This is a genomic window from Sphingobacterium paucimobilis HER1398 (genome assembly GCF_000416985.1).
In the GTDB taxonomy this organism is placed as follows: Bacteria; Bacteroidota; Bacteroidia; order Sphingobacteriales; family Sphingobacteriaceae; genus Sphingobacterium; species Sphingobacterium paucimobilis.
In genome coordinates this window covers 347,299-365,222 of record NZ_ATDL01000022.1, presented here as the reverse complement: position 1 = coordinate 365,222, position 17,924 = coordinate 347,299, and the positions used below count along the sequence as shown (strand labels likewise).

Sequence of the window (17,924 nt, the reverse complement as noted above, 5' to 3'; positions counted from 1 at the left end):
AACAAAAGCCGTATTAAATAAATACGGCTTTTGTGTTCTATACGTTTTTTTCTTATATGCTTGAGCTGATCAGCTAGGGATAGTTCTGTTCTAGATCAGGATGTATTTTCTTTAGCGTATTTTTGAAGTTGGTGATTACAGCATCTGTTGTTGCTTGTCCACTATCGATATCTTGAATCTCAAACTTCATAAATGTTAATTCTAGAGATTCGCTTATCCTTGGAGATTGGTTAATCTGGAAAGGTCATCAAACTCTGCCCGAATGATATCACTGTCTTTCGTTGCTGTCAAAGTTGTTTTAGTTTCCTCAATAGTATATCCTTTTGTACGGAGGTAGGACCTCAACGCATTTTGGTGGTCAATTTCAAATTGACTGATTAACTGTGGAAACACAACACGTACCCTATCGTGTATGTCATGGCGTACTTGTTTAATACGGGAATCTGTTATGGTCAATAGCATAGCCCCCTGTCCGTAGTCTGCTATGTAATAAGCATCAGCATGACAAAGACCAGTCGCTATTATGCCTAAAATGTGCAGTTCGTTTGTTGAAAAATCAAATCTTGGATTTCTGAGAAGTCCAAAGTCATTGTCATCTCCATATTTTTTTAGCTGTAGGGCGTTCTGTTGGATGGAATCGGGCAGGTCAGACTGTTGATTTGCCCAAGCCCAGAGCCATGTTTCCGAAGAATGGGAGAATGTACCCAGTACCTGTAGTGGGAAACTCAGGCTATCACCAAAACTTATAGTCCCAGCGGTCATATCTACATTCCAATTATTATCACCGATTAGTTCTCCAAAATCAAGCTGTTTTTCGAGCGCAATTCCACCATACTGTTCTAGTAGTCCTTCTTCTGTCAAAATAGGGGTTGGTACTTCTTTTGTTGTAGTTGACGCCTCTGCATTTTTGGTGTTGTTTTTTCCAAACAGTTTATCTAAAAATCCCATAATATATTTTTTATAAGAACTAAATTAAGAAAAATACAATAATTCGGAATAGGTCAAAGAAGATGTGAAGCCGTTCATATTTATGGTCCTTTTAAAAACTGTATGATTTTTGGATTGTCTTTGGTATGGTTAGTGTATCTTAGTGTAGTGTTGCTATATCGTTATTACATGAATAAGTGCCTGTTTTTGTTTTTGCCATTCACTTTTTTGTTTTCGACAGTCTGTTCGGCGCAGAGTCTTGTCAATGAAATTGAGAAAACCTCCTTCGAGTCTGATACTAGCCGACAGCGGGATTTGATCGATATAGGTAGAGAGATTCTTGATATCAGACCCCCCGAAGGCCAAAAGAGCACCGGAAAGAAAATGTATTTTTCCTTTTTGCCTTTTTCTACAAGTGTGCCTGGTGGTGGTACTGCTTTAATAACCTCGACTACAGCAGGCTTCTATCTTGGAGATAGGAGCGATACTTATTTGTCTCAAGTGACATTTACCCCCTATACTAATTTTGGTAAGCGTTTTGGTTTTCCTATTCGCTCTTATGTGTGGCTTAAAGAGAATAAATGGGTAATCGATGGCGATATTAGATGGCTTAAGTACCCGCACGAGACCTGGGGGCTAGGCACAGAACATGGCTCTGATGAGAATATCAATCTGGATTATACCTATGTACGGTTCTATCAACATATATTGAAGCGTATCCGTGGAGGCTTCTTCATGGGGATGGGGTATGATTTGGACTACCGTGTAAATATCCGGAGCAAGAGTGACCAATCGCTGGCCGATTTTACAGGTTATTCTTGGGGGACTTCTGAAGCTGGGTCTAGTGTTTCCTCCGGACTTAGCTTGAATTTGATTTTTGATACCCGTTCTAATTCCATTAACACACTGGATGGTAATTATGCTAATCTCCAATTTCGTATCAACCCGACTTTTATGGGGAGTTCTGACAATTGGAGTTCACTCTATATGGAAGTTCGGAAATATTATAGGCTAACCGATGATTTCAATAAACAGAATATGTTGGCCTTCCGCAATTTCTTCTGGACTGTGTTCAATTCTAAGACTCCCTACCTCGATTTACCAAATTTGAGCTGGGACCCCTATAACAGTTCTGGCCGAGGACTCCCTTTAAGCAGATATAGAGGGAAATCTCTTTACTATCTAGAGGGAGAATATAGACGGGATATCACGACAAATGGACTGTTAGGATTTGTTGTTTTTGCGAATGCGACTACTGTAAGTGGCCCTAAATCCACGTTGTTTGGTAACTGGAACCTCGCTACAGGGGCGGGGGCGCGAATAAAGTTTAATAAGGCTTCAGGTACTAATATTGCCATTGATTATGGTTTTAGTAAGGGATATCGAGGTTTGAGCTTAGGGTTGGGAGAGGTGTTCTAATTCTTTATGATGTAGCGGAGATATTATGGCTTAAATCACATCGTAAAAGACATATAGCGAATTGTAAAGGTATCTTATTTTCTTAGCTACAATCGTTAATTTTGAAGCATGATTAGACGTTTTATCATGAGCCTATTTTTGGTGCTCGCCTGCAGCTTTGTTGGTGTGCCACAGGCGCAGGAATTTTATCCTATACATTTTAAGGAATTGTTTACTGATGAGGGAGCAGAAGCGGGTCAGGTTGTTAGGCTAAATAGTTGGTATCTTTCTAGAAAAGGATTTGATTATGTGAATGATACATTGCACATTAACCCCCAGACACAGGAGCGCATTGAGCTTTCTGTTAAGCAGATCGAGGGAATAAACGAAATAGCTGTATGCTACTTTAGTACTAGTAACCTGAATCAAGTGCGAAAACGTCTGCAGGAGGAGTCATCCTATCTCAAGCAGATAACTCCAGATTGCTATCAAGGTATATTTGGAAAAGTGAGCAATGCATTTATTATCGGTGAGGACACTTTGATTCGTAATGTGTTATTACACCCTGTGCAATTTGTATTAAAGTATCCTAAGGATGCGAGGTTTAATTTTTCGACAGAAGATTTTACATTTCCTATGAATGGTGTTTATCCACTACACAACACTTCTTGGTATGTCAAAGTCAGCTTCGATGAAGCGACTTCCTATTCTTCTCAAGAAAAAGTAAAATTAGTCTTAACGCAAGAAGAGCAACCCTATAAGATTGATTTTATAGATGATGTCCGTTTTAAAGTAAGCTATGTTGGAAAGAACAAAAAGACACAAACTATCGGTGGGACATATAGCTATGGCTACACCAGCATTGGATTTACCTGTGAGGCAGAGAAAGAAAAAATAGAACGTTATGTGAATGGAAAACCTTTGTATGAAGAAATACCTTTGGCCCCCCAGTATTACTCATTAGAGCAGTTGGAGAAAATCAAGGATACACCTGCTTATTTTCAGTTTGTTTTTTCGCGGAACTATGACTTGACCTACTATGGGGGAGACCATGTATTTAACCTCTATAGCGCTATTTATCATGACGATGTTAGGGAAGGTCCACCAGCTCGAGTGGTAGAGAGCAATTAATAGATCCGCCAACTGGCGGTCATGAAATAAATGCGAAGCATTCATAAGTTCTATCAAGAAAACATTTAAATCTACGAATAATTATATATGAAATATATACTTACTGTTTTTGTTGTTTTGTTCTTACATACCGTTCACGGGCAAGGTGTCAATTTTTTTGGAAAAGCAATATGTAAGACTGTTATCAAGACATTGTATTATCGGTTTGATGACGAGTCTTTTAGTCCCGAGCAGTCCGTGCAAATTGAAAGGAGTAATAAAGAAGGTGCGAGAATTCTTAATTCTTATGGAATAGAATTTAAAGAAGATAAGCTTAGAGCACATCAATACATTTATTTTTCCCATATGGTGAAAGGTATTAGGGACACTGTGCTTATACAGCAAAACAGAGTAAACCTTATGGCGTTATTTGCATTGATAGATTCTTTGGACAGTGAAGAATCTGTTATTAGTGTCACCAATGATTTATTTTTAGAAGACAATTTCGAACTACTGACAGGCATTGTCCGAACACTTCGCTCCGAAGAAAAGCAATACATTGGAGAGTACATGGTTTCTTCTAACTTCTCCAAAGGGACGACTACAATTCGACTGGATGATGCGAAGATATACCATGCTCAGCATTCCAATGAACGTGATAGCTATTTTTTTATGAACGAAGAAATTGGCACTTGGGAGTTAGGAAGCTGGCATTACAATAATAGTTACGACGCTCTTAAAGTTAAAAACATTTATAGTTTTAATAGGAACATAGGTCTCCGTATGTTGCCAGCGGATATCGGTAGTGCTTACGATATACGTATTAAGGAAGATAGACTGTTGTATCCAACAGGTTTTGAGTCGATGAAAGAACTGAAGAGAAAATAGACTCAGTTTTAGAGCAAGTGTTTACACCTTTTCCATTAGGGGGTATAGACCTAAGATATCTTGGTAAAAGCTTTTTATGTATTGATTTTTTTAGATTACGACCAATTACGATCATTTAGTGAGTTTATCTTTTCCTTCAGTGATCGTATAAATTCATTTGTTTTGTCTTCGACAGCCTGAATCATTTTATCATTGGTAGCCTTGCCTTTACGATTAAATAATCCCGTAGCTCCGTTTGCGAAAGGTTTGTCACCAATCAAACTGATAATCGTTTCTGATCTCCAATACTTCAGATAATCAAATTTTGGTTCGAAGCGAATTTTGCCATCCTTGAATTGTATGTCGTACTTGTAATAGTATTGTAAATCGATGCTACCACCTCCTAAAAAACCGGCATTGACTTTAATCAGATCAAAATAGGTTATTACAATCTGCTCTTCAGGCAATAGATTCGTAATCTCTTCTGGACGATCATAATTTGCATTGATGTATTTGATGGTTTCCTTGAAAAGCTCTTCTTTTGAAATACTTGGAAAATCCAGGATGACATATTTCTTGGAACTGTCGTGCAGATCTACAAACCCATTAGGGGTGATTTTCAGGGATTGACCAAATGTAGGTATACTACAGATCATTAATAGCGTATAAAAGAGTTTTGTCATACGTATAAGATTTAGCAGAATCAATATTCACAAGTTAACCAATTTCTATGGAAATAAGTATTTCCTAATATTGTAATATTTATGTTTCTAACCTAATACGTATAGTATCTTTTTTATTGTTATTCAGTAATAAACTCGGTAAGAGGTTAAAAGCTTTTCTCTTGAATTCTAAACAATGCAGCATAGAATGGACAGAAGTGTATTCGATACTGAAGTGACTAAACTTTCTAATAAGTTTATGGCAGATAGCTGTTGAAATTTGTAGTTTTGTCATCGGAGACCATTTTAGGTGATTTCGATGAATAGAAAATTCTTGAGCCCGACTTATTTAGCTTTTTCTTGTTCTAGACTTGGCCCGATTGTATTGTGGGTGGCTGTACCTGTCTCGGTCATATATTTTATGACAAATGAAAGAGATCCAGTGTTGTTGCTCTGCGTTCTTCTCACCTGTGCGGTATTTGTATCTTATTTATGTATCTCTGAATACTTCCGATTAAAAAAGAATATTCATTTGTGTAGAGTAATATTGGAGGATGAACATCTCCGGATCGATGATGTAATATATCAATCAGATCAGATCGATCAGATAGCGAGTGTCAGACTTGTCAACGCATTGGATAAATACTATCTGTATCTTGTTGAGATCAAGATGGTCAATGGCGATAAACACTACTTTCTAGACAAGCCGATGAATTGGAGATTTGAGTCTCCCACTATACGGTTATTGAAGAGGCACAATTTGTTGTCTACGAAGGTAAATAATCAACAGGTAGAAAAGGATGGTTTTTCCAGCCTCTACGGATAAGACCTTTTTATCCTTAGCAATAACTGAACGTTTATAATAAGTATTTTAGTCTCTACCCAGCTATAATTCAGGATACTGTTATTTTGGATGTCGGTAACTTGAAGCGTGTATTTTAGAATAGACGAATATAGTTGATATTCTTTTAACAATTCCATACTTTTATCCGTTAGTGCCAAACGATTTGATGGTCTATAAGCTGAATGCTATGTATAATAGTTAAGTGGGTGCTTTAAAGCTTTGGTATGTTTGGGTAATCAGGAAACAGACGGTTTTGTAAAGCCTAATTACTCTGATGATTGAAAAAATAACTGTCGAAATTTATAATTATTTAAGATCAAAAGAATGAATGTTTTAGTAGCATGCGAAGAGAGTCAAGCCATTACTAAGGAGTTGCGACTTTTGGGGCATAATGCTTACAGTTGTGATTTATTGCCCTGCAGCGGAGGACATCCAGAATGGCATTTTAATTATGATGTTTTTAAAGTTATAGAAGAAGAAGGAGGAGTTACCCAGTCGGGGGATAAGGTTAATCTTGATGGCGGTTGGGAAATGATGATTGCACATCCACCATGCACCTTCCTTGCCGTCAGCGGTGCAAGATGGTATTACCATCCTGAGGATTGGGATATGCCTTTCTCTTTGAGGAGACCACACCCCAGGTTTCCAAACAGAGCACAGGACAGAGAAGACGCTGTTGCATTTTTTATTCGCTTATTGGAGGCTCCAATAGAAAAAATTGCCGTCGAAAATCCTGTTGGTATCATTAGTACACGTTATAGAAAACCAGATCAAACGGTGCACCCTTGGATGTTTGGTGATGAGGCTTCCAAAGCTACCTGTTTATGGCTCAAAAATCTACCTTTATTGAAACCTACTGATGTTGTCGGAAAAGGAGATAGATTAGTTCTCAGTAGTGGTAAGAGTCTGCCCAAATGGTATTCTGATGCATTGACAAAAGCCAAATCGGCGGCTGAAAGAAGAACACTGCGTAGCAAGACATTTGAAGGCATGGCAAAAGCTATGGCTATACAATGGACAAGCGTTTGATGTTTAATTTTTGCTAGGGTATAATAAACTTGATAGGAGAGGTATAGGTTAGCCCATTTGATGGATGTACCTCTTTGATCTGTGTCTTGCCCATGATTTTTCTATTGCTTCGTTCGAATGTTAAAAGATAGAGTGTAATTTCTAAGTGGTCTGCCAGAGTTTTCAGAATGTTCCATGATGGAAAGTCTCCGGACTTCTTGTTTGTACCAAAGAAATATTTTCTCGGATCGTACTGCTCTACCTGAGATTTGTTTGTAATTCTCTTTTCAAAAATTGCCAAAGGCTTTCCGTTGGTATCCAATGTAAACCCATCGATATTAACACCCCATGCAAGATTGTTTGCAAACAGTATATTATCAATAATACTACCTTCGATTCTGGGGGCTGCCTCTGTCATCTCTTTTTTTTGCGTAAAAGATTGATGTTGCTTCCACCAGCATACGAATGCAGACTTGTTAAGAGTTTCGTTCAGGTTACAACAAATCGTATTATCGTTTTCTGAGATGAGATAAATCTCAAATACTTCGGATCCCTGTTCGATTGCTATAATATAATACGGGATATTTAAGTAAAGACAGAATCTATATCTGGCAGACTCTTCCTCATAGTTAAGAATAGTCGGGTCAAAACTATGCCCCATTGGGTATACATAGCTTTCTACTCCACAGGTATAAGTCTCATTTTCTCTTAACAAACCTTGTAGATCATATATCTTATTTTCTTTAAAATATGCATCTGCATATTCATGCTTTGTTTCCGAATCTCTTCTCTTCATAGCTGTATCATGGAGGTGTAATGCAGGGTTAGAATCCGCTTCTTTATTAGACTGTTGCTGTTGGTCGTATAGAAAATGAAGGGTGGATTTCCTACAAGAGATTGTCTTCGGTACTTAACAAATAGTAAATTCATAACTAATTCGTTTATAATTGTGTTTGGTTATTTCGTCCTTTTACGGCAAGTATATCACTTCATTCACCTCTATTTTACAATAATGCCGTTAATAGCAAATAAGTTCGATAGAGAGGAATGTGTATTTATCAATAGATGAAGATAAGTATTTTCTTTATATAAAGTATTGTTTTTTAGTTGTTTGTATTTTTTTTGTTTATCCTTTAAGGACATTTGCCTACTATATACTTTCAACATTACAAAACACCTTTATAGTCCTTTGCTTGAAGATCTTCCTCGAAGGGAAACATGGTTATACACCGATCTCTAGTAATCATTTCTTAGATGAGACCTTTGGTTATATATTAATTTGTCGTTAATCAATATTTCTTGAAGAGGAGTTATATTCAACCGAGAGGGGTGTTTTTCCGATTTACTGCCTTAAGAAACCTATTCTAAATAGAATATTTTTTGTTTGGATTATTAAGTTGAAGGTTTATCTTTGCACTTTATTTAGATTAATTAAAAACAATTGTAGTAATGATTTCTTTTATAAGGGTGAGTTTTGTTCTGATCATGATTCCAATGCTGAGTTTTTCACAAGTGAAAAAAGGCAATAACGTATTAGAAGGATACGTTTATGATCAAAAAACAGGAGTTCCTCTTGAAGGTGTGCACGTTCGCTTAGCAGCCGACGAACGTATTGGAGCCTCGACGAATGGCAAAGGGTATTTTAGTATAACGGTAAATGAAAGGCGCAATAGCTTGCATATAAATTTTCTAGGCTATACCTCATTAAACGTTACAGCTACTACAGATAGTATCAATCGGTACCGAATGGTACCTGATCAGCAGTCGCTAGAAGAAGTAGTCATCACCGGTTATCAGACTATAGATCGCAAAAAATGGACTGGCTCAGCGCATAGTGTCCGCGCCGAAGATATTCTATTCCCGGGTATGACTTCCATTGATCAAGCATTGATTGGTCAGATTCCAGACATGGTGGCTTATAACCCCTCAGGAGAGATCGGTGTGACACCTTCTATCCGTATCCGGGGTACTTCTACAATTTTGGGCGTCAGGGAACCCGTCTGGGTCGTAGATGGTGTCTTATTAGAAGAAGCCATTCCCATTAATGCAGATCAGCTGAATGATCCAGATTTTATTAATCGAATGGGCAATTCTATTGCAGGTATCAATCCTTTTGACATCGAACGAATCGATGTCCTCAAGGACGCCGCTTCTACCGCGCTTTATGGCCCACGGGCTGCCAATGGAGTTATTGTGGTGACTACCAAATCAGGTAGTGGTTACGATAAACCGACAGTTTCCTATAATATAGGGCTTAATTTTAAGCGGAGGCCCCGTTATACAGATCGGAATATTGATGTCATGAATTCTGCTGAGCGTGTTCGCTTTTCTAGGGAAATGGCCGAGTCAGGATATGTCTTTGATTATGGAGACGCATTCAACCGACAAAATTTAGGCTATGAAAGTCTACTGTTAAAATGGATGGACAAATCTATTACCGAGAAAGAGTTTTTGGCGGCTACCACTGCCCTAGAAACACGTAATACAGATTGGTTTAAAGAGCTAACAACAGATGCGCTTTCCCAACAACATAATCTATCCTTGGGAGGATCCAAAGACCGAACTTCCTACTATGCCTCCTTGGGCTGGGATAGGGAACTCGATGTATTGAAAACCAGTAAGAACAACCGCATAACTTCTAATATATCGGTACGTTCGCAATTGTCTAAGAAATTTGACATTGCTTTGAATCTGAATGCAAATAGTGGTAAACGTCATTATAGCGCTTCTGATATCTCTCCGATTACCTATGCCTATCAGACTAGTCGGGCTATTCCATTATATCAGGATGATGCATCTTTATTCTATTACAACCGAGGAAGTTATCTGTTCAATGTCCAAAACGAATTAGAGAATAATTTATTCAGTCAGAATACGATGGGTTTGATTTTTGGTAGCCGTCTTCAATATCGATTTACAGATGCCTTTTCTCTTTCTGCTAACCTATCGTATACCCGTTCTGCTTATGATTCAGAAACCATTCACAAGGAAAATACGTTGTATGCAGCGCAATTAAGAGGTAGCAATTTTCGCGAAAGTTACGATGTGGCCAGGACATTATTGCCTTTTGGAGGAGAGCGCGCTACCAAATCTAATAGTCAGGACAATTATGTAGGTCGATTGCAGGCCGCTTATCGCAAAAATTTTGGAGCGAGCAAGCAGCATGGAATTGAGGCAAATGCCGGTTTTGAAGTACAGGCCAAGCGAGCAGATGGCGGCTCTACACTCCATCGTGGATATACGGATGAGTACGGCGAGTTTTTCATCGCACCCGAAAACCTGACTAATTATACCAAATATGCCGAATGGCTGATTTCAAAAGCAGCTCAGCCACAGCTCGAGCGCGATCATTTCAATCGCTTGGCGAGTTATGCTACGCTTTCTTATAGTTATGATCGATTTTTTACAGTCAATTCCAATATGCGTGTGGAGGCAAGTAACCGCTTTGGTGACATCAGTAACCGCAAGCGTCTTCCTATCTGGTCGGTATCTGGAGTGTGGAACATTGATGAATCAATACCAGCGACTAGGCTACCATTCCTGAATAGTCTGTCTTTACGGACTTCATATGGGTATCAAGGCAATATGCTGCCTAAACAATCGCCAAGAATGGTTATTCAGAACAGCCCTTATGATCCATATTATAAAGAGTATACTGCAACTGTTGATGCTTTTCCAAACCCTAATTTAGATTGGGAAAAGACAACGACCACTAATTTAGGACTGTTTTTCGCGATGTTTGATAATCGGGTTTCTGTAAATGCTGAATATTATTATAAACATACCGAAGATGCGTTTCTGAATAAAGACATCAGTTTAGTCAATGGAATCCGGTCATACGTGATCAATTCTGGCGATATTGTAAATAAAGGATTTAATGTTAGTGTTTCAGTTCGCCCTATACGTAAACAAGACTTTAGCTGGGATGTGTCTACGTCCTATTCGATGAATTCTAATCGTTTGAATACATTGCCCAAAGATCGGGATGATCTGAATGTCACTTATAGCAATTATTTGAATGGTCAAGCATTAGTAGAAGGGCATCCAGTAGGTACATTTTTCTCCTACAAGTTTTTGGGCTTGAGTCCTAAGGATGGAGGACCTATTTTTGACGACTACAAAGAGCGTCAGGAAGACCTGTATGGAAAATCTGCCTATGATGTATTTACCACTATTCTGACCCCTTCAGGCTCGAGAATGCCTAATATATCTGGAAATATTAATAATACATTCCGTTACAAAGCCTTTTCATTACGGTTCAATGCCATTTTTGGATTGGGAGCTAAAACCCGTCTGTTCCGCGTCTATGAACCGGATCAATCTTTCAATCCTGAAATGAATATCAATCGTATTTTTGCTGATCGCTGGCAACAACCTGTTGACGAAGCCTGGACAAATGTACCAGCCATAATCAGTGATCCTACTTCTTTTGTTGCCAGAGATTATAACTTACATTATTCTACATTGATCAGTAGTAAAATGGTCCGAATTGCAAATTCTGCATGGGATATGTACAATTATTCGGATATCCGGGTTGTGTCTGCCAATTATCTCAGTATCGCCAATGTAAGTCTTACCTATCAGATACCTCCGGTATATATGAAGCGATTAGGTTTTTCCAACGCAAGCGTGACAGCCTATACGGGTAATCTACATACCTTCTCCGCAAAGGAACTAAAAGGGCAGACCCCTAATCAAGGTGGATTTACAGATATCAATTTATCTGAAAGACCTGTTTATAGTTTACAATTACGTTTTAGTTTCTAAATAACGATATTATGAATAAGATATTGCGATACTTTTTACTGCTCCTGATTCCTTTGAGTAGTCTGGTATCATGTAAAAAGTTTATTGAAGAAAAATCATTCAACCTTTCCTATCCTGTTAATCTAGATGATCTGGATAAACTTTTATTAGGAGATGGGTACTTTAAGGTGTTTTCCAAAAGTACCACTTATAAAAATGCAAATTATTACTATCCGTTTATTCATTTTATCTCCGACGAAACTCGTGAGGTGAGCAGGGATTATAAGAATCCTTCCCTGAATAGTCCTGATATCCGAGATGATATTTTTGGCTTCTACACCTGGCAACAAAATCTTGGAGCCAATCATGCCGGCACTAAAATAACAGACGATTCTGATTCCTGGCTTAATCTTTACAGACATATTGCAGTTGCAAATTCTATTCTAGATCAGGTCGAAACATTGAAAGAGACTGGACCTATCGCACAGTATGAACGTATACGGGCAGAGTCCTATTTCGTCCGCGCTTCTTCTTACTTTATGTTAGCCAACCTATATGCTCAACCTTATCAGACAGGTCAGGCTAGTCAGACAGATGCTGTTCCTCTGAAAACGAGTAGTCAAGTCGAGGATGTTAGATTTACAAGAGACAATCTGGAGGATGTCTATGCACGTATTCTTTCGGACTTGGATCAAGCAGAAGATATTTTTAAGCGTGTACCAGACAAAAACTCTAAATATCGTGCTAGTCTGACAGCTGTCTATCTCCTCAAAAGTAGGGTGTTCTTGTATCAGCAGTCCTATCAGCAGTCTGCTGTATATGCCCAGAAAGTCATATCCGGCCAGAGTTCCAATCATTTGTTGGATTTGCGTACGTTTCATCAGGGAACAGCTGGTTATTTACAGGCTACCTCACCAGAGATTATTTTTAGTATGGGCGGAGTAAGCTCCTACACACATCTATCAGAAGGAGGCAAGGGGCTTGTGATCGCCCCAGAGTTGCTGGATTTATTTAGTGATCAGGATCTTCGGAAAGGAATGTTTTTTGAAGAAAAGATTTTCCAGGAACGTAATCTGACCGAAACGATAACCGGTAAATATATGGCACTTAATAAGTTTAATAGGAGCTTGACACGTGGTGATGTTTCTGATGTTTTTAATCTTCGCGTATCAGAAGCCTACCTTAATGCTGCTGAAGCATTATTTATGAACGGGCAGATCGTCGAGGCTAAAAGTGTGTTAAATACATTTCTACAGACCCGTTATCGGAGTGTTTTAGATTTGAATACCTTGTCCGATGCAGATCTGTCTTTGTTCATCATCAATGAGCGCAGAAGAGAGTTCTGCTTCGAGGGACACCGTTGGTTCGACCTGCGAAGATATATGGTTCGGTCTTCATTTGCATATAGCAAAATACTCCGTCAGACTTTTACAACCTTTCAATTGAATGGAGCTCCGACGGGAGTTTTACAATTATGGACACCTGCTATGAAGTATGTTTATGAGCTATCGCTGGAGCCAGTTCGATACACACTCCCTATACCAGCTTCCGTGGTACAAAAGGAACCAGGTATTATCAATAACCACCGTGGTGAGAATGATCCAAAAGAAATCATCACCTATTAATAATGAAACAGAAGATGAAAAATATAGTATTTGTACTTTTTACAGGCATCATTTTGATCTTTGGATCCTGTAAAAAAGAATCCGCCATACGTCCGACCGGTGAGCATGATCCAAGCTTGCATGGGGTAGGAGAATCTCCCGTTGTAAAATCGCGTATCAGTGAAATCAACGAAAGATTCGATACCTATCTTTTATTTACCGATACAGTGGAGAAACAAGATGGTTGGCGTGTTTTCATACCGAATTACGAAGTCTATGGGCAACCTCCCGCAACTACCGTTTATCGGTACGATCTATTGCGTGACGATGCGCACAAGATGCAGTTGATGGATTATTTGGACCGCTTTATGGTTCCTTTGGTTTCGGATCCAAAGGAGTTTTCAAAGTCGTTACTGATCGTTGATAAAATAGCCGGCTATGCTTATAACAGTACCCAAAAACGTTATTTAACGGACAATAAAAAATACAGTTCACTACATTTCCGTGGCGCTAGCGTATGGAATATTTCGGAGTCCCTTTTGTCTACTGCCAATGAAACTCAGGTACGTAAAGAAGTATATTCATTTGTCACAGCTTATCTAACGTATAAGCTACCTATTGCAGATGTTTCGTATTTCGAGGAGTTTCAGAATGTATCGAAGCAGAACTATGGGCAAGCTATTACCGCTACAACTATTAATGACGCTTTTTTATGGACGAATGGCTTTCTGAGTTACACACGTGCGGGAAATAAATTTCCTCTTTTTGCTACCGATAGAACTGATTATATCAATGCGTATATGGGCAGTAGTGAAGACAAATGGCGGGCTAAATATAAGGATTACCCGTTAGTCCTTAAAAAGTTAGAGGAAATCGGTAAGGTTATTAAGGAAATGGGATTTAATTGGAAAGTTGAAAAATGAGAAACTATCTATTTATCATATGGACTGCAATCGTAATGATGAGTTGCAGTAAAAAAGAAACATTAGTACCTGAAGTACCTGTTGTCGATCAAGGACAGTTTGTAGACGAACGCGATGGAAATACCTATGGCTGGGTGCGGGTAGGTGAGCTAGAATGGATGACCGAGAATTTTAGATACGCTTCTGCAGGAGCTTTACATTACATAGAGAGTAGTACGCTTACGGCGTCAGAAGTCGAAGACTTCGTAAAGACTCACGGTAGGCTGTACAACATGGAATCCGCAATTGCAGCCGTACCTAAAGAGGGTGGATGGAGAATTCCTACAGATGAAGACTGGCAACGTCTAGAACGTAATATAGGGGTGTCTGAAGAAGAAATTGACCAGACGGGTTGGCGAGGAGCAGGAGTGGGGACATTATTACGGGACAAGAAGTCCTCTTTCCACCTGGATCTCGGAGGGATGAGAGGTACTCGTTCTGCAGATTATGCGTTTAAAGACATCTATGGCTTTTACTGGAGTGCTACACGGGATAAGCTTAAATTTAACGATTTTGATAACTATATGATCCGTCAGATTTCCTTATATTCGCCTAATGTGCTACGGGAAAGTATTATCAGTACTAAATTTCTGAGCCTTCGTTTAGTTAGAGATATAAAAGCAGGAGATTAATAGGTTGAAAAGAAGGTTTGTCGTTTTATTGTTTTTGTTATTGGGCGTCGTCATCATAGTTGCCTTTAACAAGAAAGAGGAAACTCCTGATCTTGCTTTGCTCAGGAAGTCATATGAACAAGACAGCCGATTGTGGCCTGCCCCATTTGTAGATAGCGGAGTTCATTGGGTCGAACTTGGTACTTTGGTATCCCCGCCTGCATTGTCTACTTTGGACTCGGTAGAGCGGGCGCGACAATTATTGGGCAAGATGCTGTTTTTTGAACCTCGTCTGAGTGCAACAAAGCAAATATCCTGTTCTTCCTGCCACGCCCCAGATCTTAGTTGGACCGATGGGCGTCAGATAGCCATAGGACACAATCACCGCGTTGGTAAAAGGAACACTATGTCTTTGCAGAATGTATGGATTCAGCAAGAGTTATTCTGGTTGGGGCGGGTCGAGAATTCTGGAAAGGGAGCTTTACAGCCATTGGTCGATCCGTTAGAAATGAATACCCCCATAGAGGTCGCTTTGGAGCATATTAATGCCGTATCCGGTTATACTCCTTTTATACATCGTGCTTTTGCTAAGAAAACCCTAGACGAAGAAAGTTTGGGTATAGCGCTGAGTAGTTATATCAAAAGCTTAGCCTCACATCGTACCCGGTTTGATAATTTTTTAGATGGTAGATATCGAGCGCTCTCCGATGAGCAAGTATATGGTTTACACCTTTTTCGCACCAAGGCAAGGTGCATAAATTGTCATAATGGACCATTTTTTACAGATTTTAGCTATCATAATTTAGGGTTTTCTCGCTTCGGTACTGAGAAGCAAGATTTAGGTCGCTATGATGTCACTGGCAACCCAGAAGATGTAGGTAAATTCAGAACCCCTTCGCTGCGCAATGCTGCTAGAACTGGTCCATGGTTTCACGATGGTTCATTTCAGGATTTGTTTTTGGTGGTCAATATGTATAACGCAGGAATGCCTCAGCCAAGACCGCGAAAAGGGCAGGAAGAATCTCCTTTATTTCCCAAACAAGATCCATTACTAAAGCCACTAAATCTTACGATAGAGGAACGAAATGCTATTGTTCGTTTTCTTGAGGCTATTTCTTCTGTTCCGATGAGTGTAAAACGTCCCTCTCTGCCAGAGTTGGATTAGCGAAATTTTTCTTGAGAAGTCGCTGAAAGTAGCTTCTGTAAATCATAAACTTCCCTGTTTTCAGCAGGGAAGTTTATGATTATTATCTAAGCAGCATAGATTAAATATCAGCCTAAGAGTATTCATTTCTCCTTAAAACAGCGTCTTTCATTATTTATTTTTATCAGCACTCTTTAAAAATTTATGGACAGCTTCTAGATTATTGATATCTATTTTAGCAGCAGTCAAATCCGTCTTCATCGTACCTGTTAAGACAACAACTTTGAATTTAGCTGTAGGCATGTTATAAGTACTCAGTTGGGGTAGTACAGCGTTATTGCGTAGAGCACTGAGGAAAAAATGGAACCGCAGCTTGCCTTTCCTTATTTCATATCTATAATGATATTCATACTCTTGATCAGCATTAAGTATTACAAAAGGTAACGGTGTATAAGACAGAGGACTTGATAGGGGGGAGTTCTGCATATATACCAGCACAATACCTTCCTTTGTGATAAAATCTTCCGTCAAAGAGGGGATGTTCCTGTCATAAAATCTAGTATAATATTCGGTGAATGATGAAGGCGATGTTGAAAATCCATAAAATGAATTCCATTGCCAATCGGTACTCTTTAGCTCAAAAACATCAACATTCACGTTGGCATTCCCGTTTTGCCCTGGAATACCTTGTTCTCCATTTTTTCCATCAATCCCGTCGATACCATCAATTCCATCAATACCGTCTTCAGGATCACAAGAAGTAAAGGTGAGCATCATCGCTAGCATCGCGAAAGCTATTTTAGTCATTGTTTTCATATCTTTTTCTTTTTTTATAATTAGGGTGATGTTTTTAAGTTCATAAAACAATAAGCAAAGCAAAAAAAAGAGACGAAAAAAAAATAGCATAAAATCGTAAAATTGACTTTATGCTATAAATATTTCTTGAGGCGTTCTCCAACGGTATCATTAGACGTCCTCATCCATGTAGTGCAAAATCTGATATAGTGAAGCATCCCGATATTTTTTCATCTGCTCATTATCTACGGTCAAGCCCTCTTCTATGGCTCTCTTGAGCGGATCAAACAAGGCTTCCCATTGTCTTCTGTCTTTGGGAACTGCTCCAGTAAATTTTTTAAACTCTCGGATGAAATGGTTTTGATCGAAGTAGTCGAATTGATAGACAATATCACTCCAACCCGCATTTGGATTCTCTCCCAGAAAGTTCTGAACGGCTGTAAACCGGGCGACACGTCCAAATAATTTGGGGTTAACACCTATCATTGCTGTAAAATAATTAGTAAATCCCGAATGTGACATACCTACATTTTTGCAAAGATCTTTTATCCGGACTCGACCAAGGTTCTCTGTAATCTGTTGACAGGATTTAATAATCCTTTCATCGGTTGTTTGTGTTCTTTTTCGCAGTTCGTCAATTAAAAAAGACTCTAAAATACGCACGCAATATGCATCATCGTGTAAGTGATTTTCCAAATCAGGCAAGAGTTTTTTAAGCTCGGGAAATAGTTCTGTAGCATCAGAAGTGACATTATGCAATTGCGATTGTTCGATTCCAAAAATAGAATAAGCTCCCCATGGAAGAAAGTCTACATTGATGATACGAATATCTTCCTTAGGTGTATATAGTACCGATTTTGAATACTGTCCCGCAAAAGCAATTCTGTAATTAACGATATCTCCTGTAAAATGGTCTCTTACAAAAGGATCAGTATTCAAAAACAAAGTTAGTGAAGTCGCATTATCTGGAAGAAACTTGGTCATAGACAGTTCTTCGGCCGATAGCTCGGCAAAAGCAAACATGAGTATATGATCTTTTAGTAATGGATCGGTTTCGTAAAATTTTACTTGCATGCGTTAATTGGTTAACTATGACTAAAATACAAAAAGAAATAAACCTTGAACCAATTAATTTCAATAAAATGTCTATCTATAACTCCAAGAGATCCTTGTCTAACTAATTGCCAATAACAGCAAAATATAGCTGACAATAGGGATTGTCATTTTCAGTATTAGGTTGTAATAT

General features: G+C 38.8%; 15 protein-coding genes. 10 read left to right on the top strand and 5 right to left on the bottom strand.

Annotated elements, in window-relative coordinates; all coding sequences use genetic code 11:
• Positions 1-213: 213 nt before the first annotated feature.
• Entirely contained in the window at positions 214-948 is a 735-nt protein-coding gene (locus M472_RS43205; protein ID WP_021072208.1) for a DUF6882 domain-containing protein, read from the bottom strand.
• 168 nt (positions 949-1,116) lie between these two features.
• Between M472_RS43205 and M472_RS43200 the strand changes: the two genes are divergently transcribed.
• The 3 genes from M472_RS43200 (at position 1,117) to M472_RS43190 (ending at position 4,323) form a co-directional block, all read left to right on the top strand.
• Positions 1,117-2,346, top strand: coding sequence for a BamA/TamA family outer membrane protein (locus M472_RS43200; protein ID WP_031302074.1), 1,230 nt, complete (start codon positions 1,117-1,119; stop codon positions 2,344-2,346).
• A 126-nt stretch (positions 2,347-2,472) separates the two neighbouring features.
• A complete protein-coding gene (locus tag M472_RS43195) occupies positions 2,473-3,456 on the top strand; it encodes a hypothetical protein (RefSeq protein ID WP_021072206.1) in 984 nt (327 codons plus the stop codon).
• A gap of 87 nt (positions 3,457-3,543) precedes the next feature.
• Complete coding sequence (locus M472_RS43190; RefSeq protein WP_021072205.1) at positions 3,544-4,323, top strand: hypothetical protein; 780 nt, start codon at positions 3,544-3,546, stop codon at positions 4,321-4,323.
• 95 nt (positions 4,324-4,418) lie between these two features.
• Here the strand turns inward: M472_RS43190 and M472_RS43185 are convergent, their stop codons facing one another.
• Positions 4,419-4,985 (bottom strand): hypothetical protein, encoded by a 567-nt coding sequence (locus tag M472_RS43185; RefSeq protein WP_144062806.1) that lies wholly within the window; start codon positions 4,983-4,985, stop codon positions 4,419-4,421.
• Between the two features lie 511 nt (positions 4,986-5,496).
• Here M472_RS43185 and M472_RS45330 point away from each other — a divergent pair.
• Positions 5,497-5,790 (top strand): hypothetical protein, encoded by a 294-nt coding sequence (locus M472_RS45330; RefSeq protein WP_144062805.1) that lies wholly within the window; start codon positions 5,497-5,499, stop codon positions 5,788-5,790.
• 342 nt (positions 5,791-6,132) lie between these two features.
• A complete protein-coding gene (locus tag M472_RS43175) occupies positions 6,133-6,837 on the top strand; it encodes a hypothetical protein (protein ID WP_021072202.1) in 705 nt (234 codons plus the stop codon).
• A gap of 13 nt (positions 6,838-6,850) precedes the next feature.
• On the opposite strand, the gene M472_RS43170 is transcribed toward M472_RS43175, so the two are convergent.
• Complete coding sequence (locus M472_RS43170; protein ID WP_021072201.1) at positions 6,851-7,612, bottom strand: hypothetical protein; 762 nt, start codon at positions 7,610-7,612, stop codon at positions 6,851-6,853.
• A gap of 653 nt (positions 7,613-8,265) precedes the next feature.
• On the opposite strand from M472_RS43170, the gene M472_RS43165 reads away from it, so the two are divergent.
• The 5 genes from M472_RS43165 to M472_RS43150 are packed head-to-tail and all read left to right on the top strand — an operon-like array spanning position 8,266 to position 15,904.
• Entirely contained in the window at positions 8,266-11,583 is a 3,318-nt protein-coding gene (locus M472_RS43165; RefSeq protein WP_021072199.1) for a SusC/RagA family TonB-linked outer membrane protein, read from the top strand.
• 11 nt (positions 11,584-11,594) lie between these two features.
• Positions 11,595-13,187, top strand: coding sequence for a RagB/SusD family nutrient uptake outer membrane protein (locus tag M472_RS43160; RefSeq protein WP_021072198.1), 1,593 nt, complete (start codon positions 11,595-11,597; stop codon positions 13,185-13,187).
• Between the two features lie 14 nt (positions 13,188-13,201).
• The gene (locus tag M472_RS43155; protein WP_144062804.1) at positions 13,202-14,089 is read left to right on the top strand and encodes a hypothetical protein; all 888 of its coding nucleotides are present in this window, start codon (positions 13,202-13,204) and stop codon (positions 14,087-14,089) included.
• On the top strand, positions 14,086-14,760 hold the full coding sequence (locus M472_RS44830; protein WP_021072196.1) for an FISUMP domain-containing protein: 675 nt from the start codon (positions 14,086-14,088) through the stop codon (positions 14,758-14,760). Before M472_RS43155 ends, M472_RS44830 begins: the two co-directional genes overlap by 4 nt.
• A 4-nt stretch (positions 14,761-14,764) precedes the next feature.
• Entirely contained in the window at positions 14,765-15,904 is a 1,140-nt protein-coding gene (locus M472_RS43150) for a cytochrome-c peroxidase (RefSeq protein ID WP_022829452.1), read from the top strand.
• Positions 15,905-16,054: 150 nt separating this feature from the next.
• Here M472_RS43150 and M472_RS43145 read toward each other — a convergent pair whose 3' ends face one another.
• Together M472_RS43145 and M472_RS44825 are read right to left on the bottom strand one after the other, a co-directional pair.
• Complete coding sequence (locus tag M472_RS43145) at positions 16,055-16,699, bottom strand: hypothetical protein (RefSeq protein ID WP_158499950.1); 645 nt, start codon at positions 16,697-16,699, stop codon at positions 16,055-16,057.
• A 150-nt stretch (positions 16,700-16,849) separates the two neighbouring features.
• Positions 16,850-17,752, bottom strand: a complete 903-nt coding sequence (locus M472_RS44825) for a helix-turn-helix domain-containing protein (protein ID WP_021072193.1) — start codon at positions 17,750-17,752, stop codon at positions 16,850-16,852.
• Positions 17,753-17,924 lie beyond the last annotated feature (172 nt).